Source organism: Clostridium malenominatum (genome assembly GCF_039521365.1).
Lineage (GTDB): Bacteria > Bacillota > Clostridia > Clostridiales > Clostridiaceae > Clostridium_AW > Clostridium_AW malenominatum.
Window position 1 is genome coordinate 51,071 of sequence record NZ_BAAACF010000002.1, and the last position, 16,875, is coordinate 67,945.

Annotated in this window: 17 protein-coding genes; 13 read left to right on the forward strand and 4 right to left on the reverse strand. The window is 29.2% G+C overall.

Annotation, left to right across the window (positions count from 1 at the left end; genetic code table 11):
• The first annotated feature begins 69 nt into the window (after positions 1-69).
• A complete protein-coding gene (locus ABDZ69_RS11325) occupies positions 70-1,848 on the forward strand; it encodes a SpoIID/LytB domain-containing protein (RefSeq protein ID WP_343769734.1) in 1,779 nt (592 codons plus the stop codon).
• Between the two features lie 40 nt (positions 1,849-1,888).
• Here ABDZ69_RS11325 and ABDZ69_RS11330 read toward each other — a convergent pair whose 3' ends face one another.
• Positions 1,889-2,554 (reverse strand): S24 family peptidase, encoded by a 666-nt coding sequence (locus ABDZ69_RS11330; RefSeq protein WP_343769736.1) that lies wholly within the window; start codon positions 2,552-2,554, stop codon positions 1,889-1,891.
• Positions 2,555-2,556: 2 nt separating this feature from the next.
• Positions 2,557-2,934: a DUF3783 domain-containing protein gene (locus tag ABDZ69_RS11335; RefSeq protein ID WP_343769737.1), complete on the reverse strand. Its 378-nt coding sequence runs from the start codon at positions 2,932-2,934 to the stop codon at positions 2,557-2,559.
• A gap of 224 nt (positions 2,935-3,158) precedes the next feature.
• Here ABDZ69_RS11335 and ABDZ69_RS11340 point away from each other — a divergent pair, with 224 nt between their 5' ends.
• Positions 3,159-5,057, forward strand: a complete 1,899-nt coding sequence (locus tag ABDZ69_RS11340) for a type I glutamate--ammonia ligase (RefSeq protein WP_343769738.1) — start codon at positions 3,159-3,161, stop codon at positions 5,055-5,057.
• A gap of 42 nt (positions 5,058-5,099) precedes the next feature.
• Here ABDZ69_RS11340 and ABDZ69_RS11345 read toward each other — a convergent pair whose 3' ends face one another.
• A complete protein-coding gene (locus ABDZ69_RS11345; protein ID WP_343769739.1) occupies positions 5,100-5,648 on the reverse strand; it encodes a 2'-5' RNA ligase family protein in 549 nt (182 codons plus the stop codon).
• Positions 5,649-5,780: 132 nt separating this feature from the next.
• Here ABDZ69_RS11345 and ABDZ69_RS11350 point away from each other — a divergent pair, with 132 nt between their 5' ends.
• From ABDZ69_RS11350 to ABDZ69_RS11395, 10 genes are all read left to right on the forward strand, one after another.
• Positions 5,781-5,939, forward strand: a complete 159-nt coding sequence (locus tag ABDZ69_RS11350) for a DUF1540 domain-containing protein (protein ID WP_343769740.1) — start codon at positions 5,781-5,783, stop codon at positions 5,937-5,939.
• A gap of 200 nt (positions 5,940-6,139) precedes the next feature.
• Positions 6,140-7,399, forward strand: coding sequence for a UDP-N-acetylglucosamine 1-carboxyvinyltransferase (locus tag ABDZ69_RS11355; RefSeq protein WP_343769741.1), 1,260 nt, complete (start codon positions 6,140-6,142; stop codon positions 7,397-7,399).
• Positions 7,400-7,412: 13 nt separating this feature from the next.
• Complete coding sequence (locus tag ABDZ69_RS11360; protein ID WP_343769742.1) at positions 7,413-8,198, forward strand: MBL fold metallo-hydrolase; 786 nt, start codon at positions 7,413-7,415, stop codon at positions 8,196-8,198.
• A gap of 15 nt (positions 8,199-8,213) precedes the next feature.
• Entirely contained in the window at positions 8,214-8,780 is a 567-nt protein-coding gene (locus ABDZ69_RS11365; RefSeq protein WP_343769743.1) for a GerMN domain-containing protein, read from the forward strand.
• An 88-nt stretch (positions 8,781-8,868) separates the two neighbouring features.
• Entirely contained in the window at positions 8,869-9,369 is a 501-nt protein-coding gene (locus ABDZ69_RS11370; RefSeq protein ID WP_343769744.1) for an SEC-C metal-binding domain-containing protein, read from the forward strand.
• Between the two features lie 85 nt (positions 9,370-9,454).
• On the forward strand, positions 9,455-9,934 hold the full coding sequence (gene rlmH / locus ABDZ69_RS11375) for a 23S rRNA (pseudouridine(1915)-N(3))-methyltransferase RlmH (RefSeq protein ID WP_343769745.1): 480 nt from the start codon (positions 9,455-9,457) through the stop codon (positions 9,932-9,934).
• A gap of 139 nt (positions 9,935-10,073) precedes the next feature.
• Positions 10,074-10,205 (forward strand): hypothetical protein, encoded by a 132-nt coding sequence (locus ABDZ69_RS11380; protein WP_343769746.1) that lies wholly within the window; start codon positions 10,074-10,076, stop codon positions 10,203-10,205.
• 83 nt (positions 10,206-10,288) lie between these two features.
• Positions 10,289-11,560 carry a sensor histidine kinase gene (locus ABDZ69_RS11385; protein ID WP_343769747.1) on the forward strand — a complete coding sequence of 424 codons (1,272 nt, stop codon included), beginning with the start codon at positions 10,289-10,291 and terminating at the stop codon, positions 11,558-11,560.
• Between the two features lie 22 nt (positions 11,561-11,582).
• Positions 11,583-12,131, forward strand: coding sequence for an accessory gene regulator ArgB-like protein (locus ABDZ69_RS11390; RefSeq protein ID WP_343769748.1), 549 nt, complete (start codon positions 11,583-11,585; stop codon positions 12,129-12,131).
• Between the two features lie 174 nt (positions 12,132-12,305).
• The gene (locus ABDZ69_RS11395; protein WP_343769750.1) at positions 12,306-13,574 is read left to right on the forward strand and encodes a sensor histidine kinase; all 1,269 of its coding nucleotides are present in this window, start codon (positions 12,306-12,308) and stop codon (positions 13,572-13,574) included.
• A 35-nt stretch (positions 13,575-13,609) separates the two neighbouring features.
• Here ABDZ69_RS11395 and ABDZ69_RS11400 read toward each other — a convergent pair whose 3' ends face one another.
• A complete protein-coding gene (locus ABDZ69_RS11400; RefSeq protein ID WP_343769752.1) occupies positions 13,610-14,167 on the reverse strand; it encodes a hypothetical protein in 558 nt (185 codons plus the stop codon).
• 262 nt (positions 14,168-14,429) lie between these two features.
• Here ABDZ69_RS11400 and recQ point away from each other — a divergent pair, with 262 nt between their 5' ends.
• The gene (recQ, locus tag ABDZ69_RS11405; protein ID WP_343769753.1) at positions 14,430-16,850 is read left to right on the forward strand and encodes a DNA helicase RecQ; all 2,421 of its coding nucleotides are present in this window, start codon (positions 14,430-14,432) and stop codon (positions 16,848-16,850) included.
• Positions 16,851-16,875 lie beyond the last annotated feature (25 nt).

Sequence of the window (16,875 nt, forward strand, 5' to 3'; positions counted from 1 at the left end):
AATGTTATAATTTTAAAACGAATTAAATATTGTTAAGTATAGTATATTAAATGTACGGAGGTAATGAATATGAAAAAATTTATTCTTTTAACACTATTTCTTATTACTATACTGTTATCTATAATTTTTATGCCACGTAGCAAAGAACACGCTGTAGTAATGATGTCTGGGGAGGTATATTCTCAAGTATACAACGAGGATAAAATATATACGGTTAAACTTCCTGAAAAATATAGTCCTGGAACTGTAATCAACTACAAATATAATTTCTTTAAAATATTTAAAGTAGAAGTATTAACCCCCTTAAAGGAAAGGGTTATGAAGGTTGAAGATAATAGATACGATTTAGAATTATCAGGAGAGCTTTTATCTCACAAAGCAGTTAACTATTACACTTTAAATGACCAGAATAATATTTCTCTATCCGATGATAAAAAAATTCTTATCGGAAAAAATAATTTAAATATATATCTAAATAAACAAAATGAAATAAAAACCTTTGTTGTGAAGCCCTATAACTATTCTAATATGCGTGTTGGTTTATCTACCACGGGATTTAACTCCTTAGACCATGAAGAAATTATCTTAACCTGCTTAGAAGATGGTACTTTGTTCAATTTAAGAGAAAACTTCAATGAAATTATACCCCAAGGTACAATGATAAAAATATACACAGAAAACGGTAAAATAGTTTTAAATATTAATAATGCCATTAAAACCTTTTCCGAGAGAACATATTTAAATTGCAATAACATAAGAATAGACAGTATTTCTAGAGGTATTCCTGAATTTACACCTAATTATTCAGGAGTCTTAGAGTTTACTAAATCTAATAATGGCTTATCCTTAATTAACGAGGTAAATATGGAAGAGTATTTATATAAAGTAGTTCCTTCTGAAATGCCTTCTAGTGGAGGAATAGAATCTTTAAAATGTCAGGCCATAGCTGCAAGAACCTACGCTTTATCTGACATGATACAAAATAGATTTTCTCATCTCGGATTTTATGTGGATGATAGTACGCAAAGCCAAGTATATAACAATATGAAATCAAATTTAATAACAAATGAAGCAGTCTACTCTACAAAAGGTTTAATAATAACTTATGAAGATAAGCCCATCGATGCAAAATATTATTCCAGCTCTGCAGGCGTAGGTACTACTTACCAAACTGTGTGGTTTAATGCAGATGGATCTAGTGAAGACAAGAACTATTACTATAAGGGAACATATATTAAAAATAATTCCCTGCCAAAGAACGAAAAGGAATGGTTAACATTTTATAAAGATAAAACTTTGAAATCTTTGGATAGTACCTCCCCCTATTTTAGATGGCATGCTGACTTTTCGAAGAAAGCTCTTGAAAATAGCTTAAATAAGTCCATTAAAATAATACATGACAGAAGGCCTAACTTTATTCAAATACTTCAAAGTGGAAAGCAAAGCAATACTCTTCCCCAATTAGTAGACTTAACAAATATTGAAGTAGTAAAGAGAAGCGAGTTTGGAAATATAATAGAGATTTCTTTTCAATTTGCCAACGCCACCATTAATGTAAAAGGCGATTATAATATACGAAGCGCTATAAGATGCAACAAAGATTTTTCCGGGGAAATAATTCCTATAATAAGGCATATAAAAGAGCCTCTCATTAATAATAATTTTCTCCCCTCCTCATTCTTCTCAATAGAAAAAAACGCTGAAGGATATAGAATCTATGGAGGTGGATATGGCCATGGAGTTGGTATGAGCCAATACGGAGCTATGGAACTGTCCCAGAAGGGATTAAAATATGAGGAAATACTTAACACTTTTTATAAAGACGTTACCATTGAAAAGATATATTAAGGAAAATTGCGAAGCAGCTTTATCAGCTGCTTCGCAATTTTTATAAACTTATTTCTAATCTAATAAGTCTCGCAATAACCTTTAAATTCTTTGCATCTACCGTGTCCGCTCTTACGCTATTTGGATTTCCTATTAGAAGGACTTTACTATTATCTAATTTTTTTATTTGTTTAATCTTTCTTTCTCCTTCAGCTTCAACTAAACAAATAGAGTTATTTATTATTTCCTGAGTAGAAACTGCAAGGGCTAAATCATCCTTAGCAATTCTAAACCCTACCATTTCATTATCTTCCACTTTTAAATAAAAAACCTTATCTTGGGAATACCCTTCTATTTTATTTCCTATAATAGGCAGCTGCTTACTTCCTAAGGCTTTATTTAATGTATAATCATAAATTGGTATGTTTTTTAATACCGATCCAAATGCTTCATTCCAAATCTCATTTACCTTTTCTTTTTTAGGTTCATAACTAAACTTAGGTTCTTCCTTTTGAAAAACCTCTTCTTCAAAGGACATAGTTATATCATTTAAATCCTTACCCAAAACTTTGCCAATTCTATCTATCAAGTTTTGATTAATTACCTTTCTTCCTGATTCAACTTCATTTATAAAATTCTCTGCAACTCCTAGCTTTTTTCCTAATTGCTTTGCTGATAAACCTGCTTCATTTCTTAATTGCTTTATTTTTTCTCCTACTCTGCTCATGTTTAAACACCTCGTTTTTTAAACCATTCTCTTTCTTCGATTAAATGTTCTAATAAATTTTTGAATGTCCAATCAATAGACGTGGGGGTAACTACTGCAAGTATAGGCTGAGGACTGAAAACTCCCCTTAAAGATTTAATACAGCTATCTAATTCTAAATCACTTAAATTATTAAACAGTATTACCTTTTCCTTTGGTAGATTATGTACATTAAAAACCCCTAGCTTTAAACCATCTATAATATCATTAATAGTCATATTACACATATTTTCCTCTATTTCTGTATAAGATGGAAATCCTTTGCTTTTGAATAAATTTTCTAGAAGTATTTTATCTTCTTCTGTAAACCCATATATTAATATGCATTTATTATTCTCCATACTATCAGTCACTCCTTTCAAATTCATTTATTGCCATTTACCCTTTAATTATACAATATTTAATAAATATATGTATATACTAATATAAGTTTAATAATCTGTAATTTTTTCACAGTTTTTAACTATAAAAGTCTAAAATACCTGTTGACAAGTAATAGTGTATAATTATAAAATCAACCATATAAATTTTTGTTCCCCACTTAATTTTAAAGGAGGAAAACACTATGTTAGAAGATTTAATTTATGTAGTATACAAAGAAAATCATTCTGAAGAAGCTCTCCGCGAAATTTTTAATTTACATCCTGAAATAAAATTTGTTTCTTTCGTTGGAGTTGACCTGGCAGGCAATGATACAGACGAAAAAATTCCGGTGTCTATTTTTATACAAGATTTATATACATTCTTAAAAGGTGCCGTTCAAACTGATGGTTCTTCCGTATCCTTTCCTGGTATTGCCTCTTTAAATAACGGTAAGATTGATATGATTGCTGATTTAGATGCAAATTGGTTTGTTGATTACAATTATGAGCATATAGACATAAAAACTGGCAAACCTATAGGTACCCTCCGCATTCCTTGTTATCTCTACCATGACAATAAACCTATTGATTCAAGGCATTTATTAAAAAGTTCAATTGATTTCTTCAAAGATTCTCTTATTGATTTATTTAAAACTTATCCTGAAACATTATCTCAATTTAATATTAGCTTAGACGATATAGATTATATAGATGTTACTTCTGCTACTGAGTTAGAATTTTGGGTTAAAACTCCAAATGACAAAGCAGAAATAGAAGAGCTATCTACTTCTCAAGTATTACACGAACAATACTGGACTAGAACTAAAGGAGCCGTTAGAACTTCTCTCGAGCAATCTATTATGCTCTTGGAATATTATGGTTTATCCCCTGAAATGGGTCATAAAGAAGTAGGTGGAGTTAAGGCAAAGTTAGATGACTCTGGTAAATTAACTCATATAATGGAGCAATTAGAGATAGATTGGAAATATTCTAATCCTCTACAATGTGCCGATAACGAACTTCTGGCAAGAAATATAATAAAGGAAACCTTTAGAAGAAATGGATTAGATGTTACTTTTTTAGCAAAGCCTGTAGATGGTGTTGCCGGTAGTGGAAAGCACGTTCATATAGGAATAGCTATTAAATTAAAAAATGGTAAGAAAATAAACTTATTTTCAACAAATAAAGAACACTTTTTAAGCAATATAGGATATTCTGCTTTAATGGGAATCCTTAAAAATTATGAAGTTATAAATCCTTTTATATCTTCCACTAATGATTCCTTCAGAAGGTTAAAGCCTGGTTTTGAAGCTCCTGTATGTATTGTAACTTCCATAGGTCATGCTGTGGAATTGCCATCAAGAAATAGAACTATATTAGTAGGTGTAGTAAGAGATCTTCAAAATTCCCTTTCCACAAGATTTGAATTAAGATCTCCAAATCCTCATACAAATACTTATCTAGCTATAGCTACTCTCTATTTAACTATGCTAGATGGGATTAAATATGCTATAGAAAATAAAAAGTCTGAGGACGAATTATTAGCGGAATTATCAAAGAAAGCTGGAGAAAGCAGTGATTATTTAGAAAAAAATAGAGCTTATAGATCTGAAGAAAACATATTTGAAGACTTTACACAGGAAGAAAGGGAAAATTATTTTGGAAAAGTACCAGCTACAGTATATGAAAACTTAATCTCCTTTGAAAATTATCCTGAAAAATTAAAAGCTCTACAAGCCGGAGAAATATTTACTGATAAAATTATTAATAGCTTTAAATTAGCTGCATTAAGCAGATGGGTTACAGAAATCACTCACAGACTTATTAATAATTACGCTGAAGAAATTAGAAGTTATAAAATGATACATTCAAAGGATACATCTTCTGATTTAGATATGTCTAATTGGATGCGAATAAATGAACTAAGACAGCATATTATGAAGGATACTCATAATTATAAAAGTTTATTTACAAAAATTAGAGAAGCTGAAGAAAATAACGACTACAAAGAAATTTCTGACTTACAAAAGGAATTAGATTTAGAAATGGTAAGGTTAAGAAAGCTTTATGACTGTTATAAGAAAAATATATTAGATATATAATAATAAAACCCTCTATAGACTAACATCTATCGAGGGTTTTTGTTAATAATCTCTTAACTGGAAAGATTTTATTAGCATGTCCTTTTTATTATTTATAGGCTTCCATAGCTCAATTTTTTCTACAGTAATTGTTTGCTTAATATTCTTATCTTTAACAAATTCACAGGCATTTAAGTATTCTCTACTACTCCATTCTCTACTAGCAAAATTAGTATTTGCTAACGATATGTGCATATCCCAATTTTCTATATTATCTCTCACTTTAAAATTACTTAACTTTAAAGTGTCATTTATTTGTCTAGTTAATCTTCCTATGTAACCTTTTTTTTGAAGTTTTAGATTTACTGATTTATATGGAGGATCAAAGCATATAGCCCCATCTACCATGACTTTAAATTTTTTATATGGCTTAATTATATTACCTACTATAGAACATACTTCTTCTATACTTGGATCGTCTATAACTTCTAAGGTTATATGTAGCATAGGCATATTTTTATATAGCTTGTATTTTTTACATATACTTCTTTGAATCCCTTCAATATACTTATAAGATTCATTATCAAATAAAGCAACTAAGTAATACTTCATTTTTTTCCCCCAATTTTTAACAACATATTTTATTTATCATTAATATGTATTATTGCATACATAATTAAATTACAATTTGAAATAATAATAATAGTTTCATTCTAAAATAATTTTTACAGGAGGGATTTTTATATGAAACATAATAATAGTATAGCATGTAGAGTTGATGAGTGCAAATTCCATTGTAAGGATGATGATTATTGCACATTAGATCAAATTTTAGTTGCAAAGCATGAGCCTGTAGCTAAAACTGTAGAGTGTACTGATTGCGCTAGTTTTGAAAAAAAATAAAAATAAATAAAAAAGTTCAGAGGAAAACCTTTGAACTTTTTTATTTATTTTTATTTTAACTCTTCACATTTTTAAAATTAGTGTTAAAATGGTATGGATTTATGATATAATATAGCTTGTGATAAAATAAGTATAAGTTTACGTATGTAAGTTCAATATATAAATATAATAATATTAATAGATAAGGATGGATGCGGGGAATGGAGAAATTAGTTATAACCGGTGGTAACTCCCTAAATGGTAAAGTAGATATTAGTGGAGCTAAGAATGCTGCTGTAGCAATACTTCCAGCAGCTATAATAGCAGCTACAGGACTTTGCATTATTGACAATATTCCAGATATAGATGACGTTCATTGTATAGAGAGAATAATAGAAAACCTTGGTTGCAAGGTTAAGGTTTCAGCTAACTCAGTAATTATTGATAGCTCTTCTTTAAATAGCTATAATGCAAATACTGAGGATGTAAGAAAAATGAGAGCTTCTTACTATTTAATAGGAGCATTACTTGCAAGATTTAAAAAAGCTAGAGTTGAAATGCCTGGAGGTTGCGCTATAGGGGTAAGACCTATAGATCAGCATATAAAGGGTTTTGAAGCTTTAGGAGCAAAAGTTACTATTGAGCATGGTTCAGTATTTGTTGAAGCTGAAAAGCTTATTGGTACAAATATATTTTTTGATGTAGTAAGTGTTGGCGCTACAATAAATGTGATGTTGGCTGCGACTCTTGCTGAAGGAACTACAGTTTTGGAAAATGCAGCAAAAGAACCCCATGTAGTAGATGTAGCAAATTTCTTAAATTCCATGGGTGCAAATATAAAGGGTGCAGGTACTGATATTATAAGAATAACTGGGGTAGAAGAACTAACAGGATGTTCCTATAGTGTAATTCCTGACCAAATTGAAGCAGGTACATATATGATAGCTGCAGCTGCTTGTGGTGGAGAAGTAACCATAAATAATGTAATACCTAAGCACTTAGAGTCAATTAGTGCAAAGCTTATAGAAATGGGAGTAGAAATTTTTGAAAATGGCGACTCCGTTACTGTTAAATCAAATAAGAATCTAAAAGGCGTAAATGTTAAAACTTTGCCTTATCCTGGCTTTCCAACAGATGTTCAGCAGCCAATGAGCACATTGCTTTGCATATCTGAAGGAAGAAGTCTTATAAATGAAAGTATTTGGGAGAGTAGATTTAAGCATATAGATGAATTAAAAAAAATGGGAGCTAACGTAAAATTAGAGGGTAGAACCGCTATTATTGATGGTGTGGATAGACTTACAGGTGCCATAGTTAAGGCTACAGATTTGAGAGCTGGTGCTGCTATGATAATAGCAGGATTAGTAGCTGAAGGAAATACTGAAGTTTTAGATATAGAACACATAGATAGAGGATATCCTCATATAGAAAATAAATTTAACGCACTAGGAGCTCATATTACAAGAGTTTCTATTAAATAAGGTGGAGAAATTTATGCATTTTTGTTCATTATATAGCGGAAGTAGTGGTAATAGTGTTTTTGTTTCGTCAAAAAAAGCAAAAATACTTATTGATGCAGGACTTCCAGGAAAAAGTATAGAGCAAGCATTATGCTCAATTGGTCAATCTCCTAGTGAAATAGATGCTATACTTGTTACTCATGAACACAGCGACCATACTAAGGGTGTCGGAGTTCTTTCTAGGAAATATAATATTCCTATTTATACCCACGCTAAAACTTGGGAAAGCATGATATGCAATATAGGAAAAATAAAAGAAGAAAATATAAAAATCTTCAGTGATAATTGTATTACTATTAAAGATATGGATATAATTAGTTATGATATACCTCATGATGCGGCGTGTCCTAAGGGTTACGCTGTACATCATGAAGGAAAGAAATTTTGTTTAGCTACAGATTTAGGACACTTTTCACCAGAAGTCGAATGTGCCTTAAAAGATGCAGATGCTATACTTCTAGAAAGTAATCACGATGTAGAAATGTTAAAATTTGGACCTTATCCATATCCTCTAAAAAGAAGGATTTTGAGTAATATAGGTCATTTGTCTAATGAAGATTGTGGAAAAGCTTTGCTTAAAGTATTAGCGAATAGCAGAAAAAAAATAATGCTAGGACATTTAAGTAAAACTAATAATTATCCAGACTTAGCCTATCAAACTGTGTTAAATATACTTTTAGAAAATGGAATTGTTTTAGATAAGGACGTTGAACTTTTTATGGCTAGTAGGAATATGCCAAGTGACTATATAGAAATTTAAAGAAGGGTGAATAATATGAAAAAGATTATAAATATTATTCTTTGTTCTACTTTAATCTTTTCGTCAACTACGCTAATTGCTTGCGAAAAAAGAGACAAACTTAGCACTCAAAACAAAGAAAAAATTGAAAAGTTAAATCTAACTAATGCTAAGGAAGATACTGTAGAACTTCAGCTATTTTTCGACGCATCAAAAAATAGTAAGAAACCTGAAATAGCCATAGAAGAAAGACTTATAAAAAGTAATGAGTTGCTAGGTGAAGTAATAATTCTTGAAATTATTAAAGGGCCAACAGTTAATAGCAATCTTAAGCCAATTTTACCAAGAGAAACTCGATTAATAAGTTTTTCAATAAATGAAAAAATAGCTTATGTGAATTTAAGTAAAGAAGCTATTACTAAAATGTCTTCTTCTAAAGAAGAGGCTTCTTTAAGGAGCATAATTTGGTCATTAACTACTATTCCTTCCATTGAGAAGGTTAAAATCTTAGTAGATAATAATGATGCCATCACTTTAGGCGGAAATTATGATATATCAAAACCATTAGGAAGAGGAGATATTGAAAGTGCTAAACTTAAATAATCTTCTTGATTAATACTATTTATTGAATATAAAACAATTTTTTATTATAATAAATCACATTAAAAACTTTACTAAAGGAGAAGTGTATATGAGTTTATATAAGCAATGGACAGACATGGTAGTGGATTATGTTAAAACAAAGGGTGAAGCAGCTTTTTGGAGTGAATATAGTTCAATAGAAAAAAATATTTACACTCAAGTATTAGCAGAACACAATAATAAAATTGATGGTACAATTAAGGATTTATCCGAAAAGTATAATATCCCTACTATTTTCTTCATGGGATTTTTAGATGGGATAAATGATAGTCTTAAAACATCCTTAGATTTAGATACAATGGATGAAAATTCAGAAATAGACTTAGTTATAGATTTTGAAAAACTATATTTTAATATGTTAGATGCAAAAGCTGATTATCTTTACGAACTTCCTCAATGGGAAGCTATCTTTTCACCAGAAAAAAGAAAAGAAATTCGTAATCAATGGAAGAACACAAAAACTATTGTAAATGCTAATAAAATAGGTAGAAACGATCCTTGCTCCTGTGGTAGTGGCAAGAAATATAAGAAATGTTGTGGAAACAATTAATAATTGAATATAATTAAGAAATAATATACTAGGGGCTGCTTAACAGCCCCTTTTAAATTAACTTTATTAAAATAGGTGGTGGATTATGAATATAACTATAATTTCTGTTGGAAAAATTAAAGAAAATTATTTAAAATTAGCTATAGATGAATATTCAAAAAGGCTTTCAAAGTACTGTAAATTAGAAATTATTGAGGTCCCTGATGAAAAAACTCCTGAAAATGCCTCTCCTAAAGAAGAGTACATAATAAAGGAAAAGGAAGGAGATAGAATTTTAAAGTATATAAAAGATAATTCCTATATAATAACTCTAGCTATAGATGGAAAAATGCTTTCTTCAGAAGATTTAGCAGATTTCATAAAGGAGCAAGGCCTTCGCGGTAATAGTCATTTAACATTTATAATAGGCGGTTCCCTAGGGCTTTCAAAGGAAGTTTTATCTAAAGCAAATTTAAAACTCTCTTTCTCAAAAATGACCTTTCCCCATCAGTTAATGAGGGTGATTTTATTAGAGCAAGTTTATAGGGGATTTAGAATTATTAACGGTGAACCGTATCATAAATGACAGTATGTCTTTTTATATAATCATTATATATCAAATATTCTTATATTTTACTTCTAATTGTAGAAATATATTCCAAATTGCCTCTAACTATTATATAATAGAAATTATATACAATAATTTTAAAATGGGGGGATTTCAAATGAAAAAATTCTACAAATTTATGGGCACAATGTTTTTAGGCCTAGCTTCATTAATTATCGTTGTAGGACCTGCATCTTTTAGCGGCATAGGTATTGAAGAAATGCCGGAATCCATTAAAAACAGTAGATAACCTTACCATTTACGAAAGATAAAGTATAGAGAGAAATTATAATTTCTCTCTATACTAAATCAACTCATATAAGGGGGATTCTAATGTTATTAAAATCATGCGATATATTAACTACCATTTTACAATCAGTTTTTTTTGTATGGATATGTAATAATATATCCTCTAAAGAAAATAAATTATCAAAATTTAAAGCCATTGTTTTAGTGTTAATTATTTTCATAATATCCACAATCTTTACTTATAGTGATATTAGCGGTTCATATATAAGCTTGGTAATGGTTATTTTTACTTTGTTATCTATTATCCTATTTTATAGAAAATCTATATTAGATGGACTTCTTGGCTTTGGTTTAGCTAATTTAATAATTGTATTATCATCATACTTTGTATTCTCCTTTTATCAGAGCGTAATAGTGGAACTAAAATTGAAAGTCTCTACTGAGTTACAGATGTTATTATTTGTTTTTATTCCCGCCTGGAGCATATACTTTTTATTTTATAAACTAAGAAAATACTTTTTTAATGCTATATTCGCTTTAAAAAATTTAAGACCTTCTCTAATATTTGTTTTAATTTTAAATTATACTTTAGTTTTATTAGATATATTAAGGCTAACCTTACACACCGTAGATATTGAGCTTATGTTCAGATATGCTGTGTATTTTATAACTTTGGTTATTTTCATATTTTCAATAATATATTTTGCTAGAATAAACGACAGCTCAAAGGAAGTTGAACTATTGAATGCAGCCTTAAATAATAAAATAATTGAACTTAAAAAGTTAAAACATGATTATGGTAGTGAGATCAGTAGTCTTTACGGACTTTACCAACTAGGAAAAATCGACAGAATTGGACAGCTGTTAAAAAGTATAGTGGACAGTTATCAATCTTTAGATACTGGAATAAATATAAATGTACAAGCAACCCCTCTAGTTGCTTCAGTACTTCATTCTGCTGTTTCTAAAGGTATTGACGTAATAGCTTTTGATAGTGCAGATTATGAAAATTTAAGTATTACTGATAACGATCTCTTAAAAGTATTATCTAATATTATTAAAAATTCCATTGATGCATTAGCAGATACTGTTAATCCAACAATAAAATTTAAAAGTTACAATAATTATAATGGAGTTCTAATCACTATTTTGAATAATGGGCCAGAAATTCCAAAGAAAATTATGCATAAGATTTTTGAAACAGGATTTAGCACAAAAAATAATATGTCTGAAGATAGAGGTTTTGGATTAAATATTGTAAGTAATATTATTAATCAATGTAATGGAAAAATTTCTGTGGAAAGCAATGCTCAGTGGACACAATTTACCATTGAATTGCCATATAAGATTTCATAAATTCATATGGGAGGTATTATATTTGAGAAATTTGATTAAATCTATTGCTGGACATATCTCCGTATCAAATAATTACACTAAGGAAGAAGAAGAAAAAGTTGAGTACGCCTTAAGAGTTTTTATTTTTGAAGCACTGAAGATAGTTGGCGCTTTGGTTATATTTAGTATACTTGGATACTCCCTAAGAGCTACTATTACAATAATGACTATGGCTATAATAAAGCCTCACATTGGAGGATATCATGAAGACACTCAAATAAAATGTTTTGTTGCTACATTAATTATTATTGGAAGTATTCTTTACCTAAGTATTAACTTAAATATGGATTTTGTGTCCAAGCTAATTTTAGTCGGGATATCCTTTTATTGTATATGGCACCAGGCTCCAGTAATTAATTCTAATATGGCATTGACAAATCCTGAACTTATTAAACGAAATAGAACCATTGGAATTTTAATAACTATACTGTTCACTTTAGTATCTATAATTTTTCATAAAAATACTTTAATTTCAAATACAATATTGTGGACAATAGTTTTTCAAGCATTATTGATGTTTAATAAAAGATAGTAGCAACCAATTGATAATTGGCGCTACTATTTTTTATGATTTTTAAGGCTCAAGTTAACTCAGGTGAGAAAATGCATATAATTTATCTTTATTTGTAGAAATATGTTTTAAACCAACTATACTTATTATATAATAGGAATTAAAGAAATTAATTTAATGCCTAGGAGGATTGCAGTGTTACTAAAAATATGCGATATATTGACCACCATTTTTCAGTCATTTTTTTTCGTATGGATATGCAATAATATAACTTCTAAAGAAAATAAATTACCAAAATTTAAAGCCATTATTTTAACAATAATTATTTTCACTATATCTGCAGCCTTTACTTATAGCTGTATTAGTACTACATATGTAAATTTAATGATGATTATTTTTGCTTTGTTATCTATTATTTTATTTTATCGAAAATCTATATTAGATGGCCTTCTTGGATTTGGCTTAGCCAATTCAATAATTGTGCTATCGTCATACTTTGTATTTTTATTTTATCAGAGCGTAATAATTGAGTTAAACTTAAAGATCTCTACTGAGTTACAAATGCTATTATTTGTTTTTATTCCTGCCTGGAGCATATACTTCTTAGTTTATAAACTAAAAAAATATTTTTTCAATGCCATATTTGCTTTAAAAAATCTAAGACCCTCACTAATATTTGTTTTGCTTTTAAATTACACTTTAATTTTATTAGATACATTAAGGGTAATCTTACATACTGTAAATATTGAACTTATGTTTAGGTATAGCGTGTATTTAATTACTTTAATAACTTTCATATTTACAGTAATACATTTTGCAAGAATAAGTGATAAGTCAAAGGAAGTTGAACTATTGAATGCAGCCTTAAATGACAAAATTATTGAACTTAAAAAATTAAAACATGACTATGGAAGTGAGATAAGTAGTCTTTATGGACTTTATCAATTAGGGAAATTCGATAGGATTGGTCAGCTGCTAAAAAGCATAGTAGACAGTTATCAATCTTTAGATACTGGAATAAATATAAATATACAAGCAACCCCACTAGTCGCTTCAGTACTTCATTCTGCCGTTTCTAAAGGTATTGATGTAATAGTTTTCGATAGCGCGGATTATGAAAATTTAAACATTAGTGATAATGATCTTGTAAAGGTATTATCTAATATTATTAAAAATTCTATTGATGCTTTAAAAGATATCACTAACCCAACAATAAAATTTAAAAGTTACAATAACTACGATGGAGTTCTAATTAATATTATAAATAATGGTCCGGAAATCCCAAATGAAATTATACATAAGATTTTTGAAACAGGTTTTAGCACAAAAGGTAATATGTCTGGAGATAGAGGTTTTGGATTAAATATTGTAAGTAATATTATTAATCAATGCCATGGAAAAATTTCTGTGGAAAGCAATGCTCAATGGACGCAATTTACAATTATATTACCCTACAAAAAATGACAGGCTGTACTATGTACAGCCTGTCCTATGTTCCTTTATACAAAACTATAAATGTTACCAAATCTATAATAATCATTAATAAAGCCTTCATAAACCAACTCTTTATCTTCGATTAATAACAAATCATCTGGACTAATTAATTCTGGAATTTTATCAGCTTCGTAAATACTACTTTTAATTAAAACCTCTGAAACAAACTGAGAGCAAAAATAATGATTTTTTCTTTTTAAAGGCGCGTTAAAAAGAACTCCAAATAACCCTATAAAGTTATATCTATACTTATCCTTTTCATTTAAAAAATATTGTATTTCTTCTTGAAGATTATTATATTGTTCTTCTGTAACTCTTACCTTATATATTACACATTCGCTATTTGTAAACTTCTTATATACTCCTCCATATAAGCTTTCTTCAACTAATCCTCCCGAAAAAGGATTGTCTGGATTAGTTCTGCCAAAGGAATACATCTTATTAAAGCTATCGTCAAAGCCAATGGATGTATGTACATATTTGCTTTCTGCAAAAACACTTAATGCTCTTGAAAGCCATGTTCCTGTTTTGGAAAAAATCAAATAAATATATCTATAATTCATATCTCTATATTTCAAACTCCTTACTATTTCTATACTTTATATTCAACGTTATCATTGATTATAATATATAAATCTTAAGCTACAGTAAAATAAATATTACTTTTTTCTTAAGAAATTTCAAGATGGTATTACTTTTCTATTCTAACATAAAAGACAAGTTATTTAAACATAACTAGGAAATTTTCCAGTATTTAATAATTTAAAATGGATAGTATTAAAATGTGGTACAATACAATTATGAATTATGTTAGGAGTGAACTGCTTGATTAATGAAGCTTTAGTTGCTTTAAAGCAATATTATGGATATAAGGACTTTAGAAAATCTCAAGAAGAAATAATAAGTAGCATATTGCAATACAAGGATACCATAGCTATAATGCCTACAGGGGGAGGAAAATCCATTTGCTATCAGATACCTGCCCTCTTATTCGATGGAATTACAATAGTAATTTCCCCTCTTATATCTTTGATGAAAGATCAAGTTGATAGTATAAAAGAGCTGGGAATTAATTGTGAATACATTAATAGCTCTAGAAAAAACTCAGAAATCCAAGAAATATTAAATAATTTATTATTAGATAATATTAAAATATTGTATATTGCCCCAGAGCGCTTAGAGTCCATTGAATTTTATGCTCTCGTTAAAAGCTTAAATATATCTCAAATAGCCATAGACGAAGCTCATTGTATTTCCCAATGGGGACATGATTTTAGAAAAAGTTATAGGCATATCTATCCTTTTATTCAATCTTTAAATAAAAGACCTGTAATTACAGCCTTTACTGCAACGGCTACTGAAGATGTTAGGAATGATATTGAGTGTCTTCTTGGACTGAACAATCCTAAAGTTTTAGTATCAGGATTTGATAGGGAAAATTTAAAAATCTCTACTCTAAAGGGCGTAAATAAGGATGAATATTTAGTTAAGTATACAAAAGAGAATATAGAAGACTCTGGCATTATATACGCGGCTACCCGTAAGGAAGTAGATAAAATTCATTCCTTATTAAATGAAAATGGAGTAGCTGCCGTAAAATATCATGCTGGCTTGTCTGCTGAAGAAAGGGACTTAAATCAAGAAGATTTTGTATATGATAGAGCTAAAATAATAGTAGCTACAAATGCCTTTGGTATGGGTATAGATAAATCTAATGTTAGGTTTGTAATTCACTATAATATGCCTAAAAATATAGAATCCTACTATCAGGAAATAGGTAGAGCTGGACGTGATGGTGAAAATAGCCATTGTATTTTATTATTTTCTCCTCAGGATATAATGACACAAAAATACTTAATTGAAATAGGGATTCAATCAGAATCAAGAAAGATAAATGAATATAAAAGACTACAACAAATGGTGGATTTCATACATTACAATGGATGCCTTAGGAAATATATTTTAAACTATTTTGGTGAAAATGTTGAATATGACGACTGTGATAACTGTAGTAATTGTTTAGTAGAAGGCGAAGTCATAGACATGACTATAGAAGCTCAAAAGGTACTTTCCTGCATATATAGAATGAACTCTAGCTTTGGTGTAGGTACAGTGGTAGATGTACTACGTGGATCTTCTCAACAAAAGATAATGCAAAATAAATTTAATGAGCTTTCTACCTATGGCATAATGAAAAATTACTCTAAAGACAAGTTAAGTAATTTTATTAATACTTTAATAGCCCACGGCTATATTGATTTAAAAGATGGTAAATATCCCACCTTAGTATTGAATATGGATTCAATGAGAATATTGAAAAGCGAACAAAAAGTTCTGCTCAAAGAGATTGCTAAAGTTAAGAAAATTACCACCAGTAATGACCTTTTTGAAGTTTTAAAGGAATTAAGAAAGGAAATTGCATCACAAGAAGGAGTTCCCCCTTACGTGGTATTCCACGATAGTACTTTAAAAGAAATGAGTAGTAAATTTCCTAAAACTAAAGAAGAAATGCTTGACATATCCGGCGTAGGGGCTGTTAAATTTCAGCGATATGGAGATTTATTCTTAAATAAGGTTATATCTTATTCAAATGCAAACAACCTTAATAAAGAAGAAGCCTTAAATATACTTGAAGTGACTACTAATATAGATCTTTATAACAAGTTGAAAGAAGTGCGCAGTCTTATAGCAAAGGAAGAAAAAATTCATTTTACTAAGATAGTCTCTATGGAAACACTGAAAGAAATGAGCGGACGATATCCCTTATGTGATGAACAACTGATGGATATTTCAGGTATAGGACCCGTTAAACTTCAGAAATACGGCTGCTATTTTATAGATACTATTAATAGTTATGTAGACGAGAATTCTCTTAATCCAATTTGGAGCTACAAAGGAAAATCTACCTTGATTTTAGATGGTGAAAGAAGAAAGAGTAATGAAATTTGTATCGATATGCTAAGTAATGGAAAAACTATTGATGAAATTAGCAATGAATTAGAATATTCTCCTGCCACTATAATGAGTTATATACTTAAATTTATAAATGAGGGAAATAACTTAACTTTCAATGTAGATGTTTCAAAGTATTATAGTGAATTAGAAAAGGAGTTAATTCTAAAAATAATTAAGGAACTAGATAGTACAGAATATAAGTCTATAAAAGCTAAGCTTCAAGAAAACATTTCCTATGAATCTATTATGGCAGTGATATTAGAATTTTCTATAGTTAACATGACTAAATAATACAAACAGGTATAGAGTCTTAAAA